The sequence below is a fragment of the Kocuria gwangalliensis genome, assembly GCF_039544365.1.
Lineage (GTDB): Bacteria > Actinomycetota > Actinomycetes > Actinomycetales > Micrococcaceae > Kocuria > Kocuria gwangalliensis.
On record NZ_BAABLN010000060.1, the window covers coordinates 1 to 2,835 of the forward strand.

5 protein-coding genes are annotated in these 2,835 nt (G+C 63.9%); 3 read left to right on the forward strand and 2 right to left on the reverse strand.

Going from position 1 to position 2,835, the window contains the following annotated elements; all coding sequences use genetic code 11:
- The 3 genes from ABEA06_RS13610 to ABEA06_RS13620 form a co-directional block, all read left to right on the forward strand.
- Window positions 1-543: hypothetical protein (locus ABEA06_RS13610; RefSeq protein WP_345311841.1), on the forward strand; the 543-nt coding region annotated here is incomplete at its 5' end.
- Window positions 540-1,133 (forward strand): hypothetical protein, encoded by a 594-nt coding sequence (locus ABEA06_RS13615; protein WP_345311842.1) that lies wholly within the window; start codon window positions 540-542, stop codon window positions 1,131-1,133. The genes ABEA06_RS13610 and ABEA06_RS13615, both read left to right, overlap by 4 nt.
- A gap of 11 nt (window positions 1,134-1,144) precedes the next feature.
- On the forward strand, window positions 1,145-1,585 hold the full coding sequence (locus ABEA06_RS13620) for a hypothetical protein (protein ID WP_303383259.1): 441 nt from the start codon (window positions 1,145-1,147) through the stop codon (window positions 1,583-1,585).
- Window positions 1,586-1,632: 47 nt separating this feature from the next.
- On the opposite strand, the gene ABEA06_RS13625 is transcribed toward ABEA06_RS13620, so the two are convergent.
- Both ABEA06_RS13625 and ABEA06_RS13630 read right to left on the reverse strand, forming a co-directional pair.
- Entirely contained in the window at window positions 1,633-2,232 is a 600-nt protein-coding gene (locus ABEA06_RS13625; protein WP_345311844.1) for a hypothetical protein, read from the reverse strand.
- Window positions 2,229-2,835: M23 family metallopeptidase (locus ABEA06_RS13630; protein ID WP_345311843.1), on the reverse strand; the 607-nt coding region annotated here is incomplete at its 5' end. The genes ABEA06_RS13625 and ABEA06_RS13630, both read right to left, overlap by 4 nt.

A 2,835-nucleotide genomic window follows, 5' to 3' on the forward strand; every position in this document is an offset into this window, starting at 1 on the left:
ATGGGAGCGTGGAACGCCACCGATGTTGCCCGTGTCGCCTTCCAGGAACTCACCCTGCGCCAGCCCGAGCACGACCGTCTACTGTGGCCGGCTCTGCTCGGCCTGGGTGTGGGAGGTTCTCTGCTCGTGCTCGGCTGCACGCTTGAAGCCGGCTATGCAGTCCTCGGGTATTCAGGCACCTGGGATACTGTAGCTACGGCCATGCGAGCCTCGTTCGGCCCGGTCTTCTTGCCCGGGGCCGTACTGGTGTGCTTGGCCGTGGCGTGGTTGGGTCTCTACGCCCAAGGCCGGCGCCTGAAGATGGGTCTGCGCATGGACATCCTGAGGATCGCTCCGGTGTGGTCCCAACTCGACGCTGACCGGTGGAGCCCTGGTGGACGACCTCCGGGCTGGCACAGCGCCCTGTCGGCTGATCCCCAAAAAGTTCTCTACAGTGCCGTCATTGCCGTCGAAGATGCCCTGCGAGCAGAGAACATGGACCTGTCGGAAAGGCAACGGTGTGCCCTGCAGACCGCCGAGAGGAGATTTGATCTCACATTATGAGCACCTCGATCGTCGTCCCCCGCTGGGAGAGAACCGCCACGGAAGCCTTCCAGCCTCCTGTGCTGCTGGCGGCGTTGCTCATCGCGCTGCCCTGGGGTGCGCACCTTTCTGCCGCCTCGTTGTGGTGGGGAATCAGCGCGGCCCTGATCGTATGCGGGGTTCCACTGGCCGTGGTCCTCACACTGGTGCGCCGAGGGGTCCTCACCGACCACCACGTGAGCGTGAAGGAGCACCGCCGCCCGGTGATGGCCGGGGTGCTGGTACTGGTCCTCAGCTACCTCACGGCGGCGATCCTGCTGCGGGGACCGATCGAGATTGTGGCGCTGCTGGTGGCCACGTTCCTGGCCGGTTTGGTGATCGCTGTGGTGAGTCCGTGGTGGAAGATCTCCGGGCACGGCATGATGATGGGCGGCACTATTGTTGCCCTGACAACATCCTGGGGTGTTGTCGGGCTGCTGTTCGTTCCGGTGGGCTTGGTGGTGTGCTGGAGCCGTATCCGGCTACAGGACCACACTGGTCACCAGGTGATCTCAGGCTTCATCTACGGATTAGCCTTCCTGGGCAGCATCTACGCCTGGATCGTGACATGAGGAGAAAAGACGTGGGGGACGCCAACCGGGAACGGTCAGCCCAGATTTTGGCCGACAAAATCAACCTGCTGTTGGACACCCTGCGCACCGAAACCGGCCATCCCTACGACTTCACCACGATTCAGCAAGGCATAAAAGACCGCGGTGTGGCTATGTCGCGCACGAAATGGCACTACCTGAAGACGGCCGACACCCGGGTGCGCCCCGATGAGAAACTGCTCCGGGCGCTGGGGGAAGTGTTCGGAGTGGACCCCAGATATTTGGTGCACGAGAACGGCCCGTTGCCTGAGCAGGTCGAGCAGGAACTAGCCACGGTGCGCGCCCTCCGACGAGCCGAGGTGCGTAACTTCGCGGCGAGAGCCCTCGGCCAGATTGATCCTGAAGGGCTTCAGGCAATCCTTGAGGTCATCGAGAAGAAGGAAAGTTCCTCTCAGGACGACTCCACACAGTAGATAAAGAAGGCCAGACCAGCCACAACAGCTGTGCCGGCTTCTTTCGTTCATCTACCATCCACCTGCTGGGCGCCGCCAATGTCGCGGGACTGATGGCCGACGACTTCCCACTGGCCGTCGCGCTCTTCGAGGTAGAGGGTGACCTGCCGACGATCCATTTCGTGGATGGTGGCTCCGTCTCGGGTATTCCAGGCCCATTCCACGGTGTAAGCGCGAATGGCTTTGTCCGGAGCGATGTCCTGATTGATGTCGCCGTGGACGGGGACGATGGTAGGCGTGCTGTAGCTCTCGTGCTGCGCTGCGGTAAGCCATGGGGCGCCTGCTGCGTTACGTTCGGGCTCAACCTGGTGAGCGGCCCAGTCAGGGGACATCAGCGACTGGGTACGGATCGCTGCGGCGGTTTCGGTGCGGTCGCTGGCGGTGTCCCAGGAGTGGAGCATCAGGGCGGTGACCTCGGCGGTGGAGTCCACATCGGTTCGGTCAGCGTTATCCGCGGTGGCGAAGGTGCCCTCGCCTAGCTGTCGCGCCGTGGGGGAGGCGGTGGCTTCTTGGAAGACCTGCTGGGCTTCGTTGCTGGAGCCACAAGCGGCAAGCGGCAACACGCACATCAACAAGGCTGCGGCGAGGCGAAGCGGATGGCGCATCATCTCGGCCACGCACCTTTCTCTTTGAGGATGGGCTGGGGGTCGAGGTTGTGCCCCTGGTAGGGAAAGACGAGGTCGGGGGCGTCAGGTTTGTAGATCTCAAGGTGCAGGTGGGTGGCCATGCCGAAGCGCCCGCGGTTGCCCTCGACGCCGATGATGTCACCGCGTTTGAGCTTCTGGCCCTTGGCCACGTCCCAGGAGTGCAGGTGGCAGAAGGCGAATCCGAAATCGGGGTCAAGCCCGTCCTCCTTGGCGATGACGCATCCGTCGGTGACGTTGAACCCGGTAATCCGCAGGCCGGTGGGGGCTACGACGACTCCGCCGCTGCTGTTGCCAGCCCCGGGGGTGGCGATGTCCACGCCCTCGTGCTGGTTGGCCCAGCCAGGGACTCCAGCCAGAGCGCGCCCACCGTAGCCGGAGGTGAATACGCCCCCGGGCAGTGGGGTGGCCCACTCACCATCGCCGAGGTCTCCGTCCCAGGCCCGGGCCCCGGTGGGGGCCTTGCAGTCAGCAGAAAAGGTGGACTGGGTGCCATCGAGGATCTTCTCAACATACTGCTGGGTCTCCGGGTAGGGCGGAACGCCGCGGTGCTCCTGTACCGCACCG

Bases quoted from the DNA above. Each gene is read 5' to 3' on its own strand.
- ABEA06_RS13615 (WP_345311842.1), top strand. From the start codon at position 540: ATGAGCACCTCGATCGTCGTCCCCCGCTGGGAGAGAACCGCCACGGAA.
- ABEA06_RS13625 (WP_345311844.1), bottom strand. From the start codon at position 2,232: ATGATGCGCCATCCGCTTCGCCTCGCCGCAGCCTTGTTGATGTGCGTG.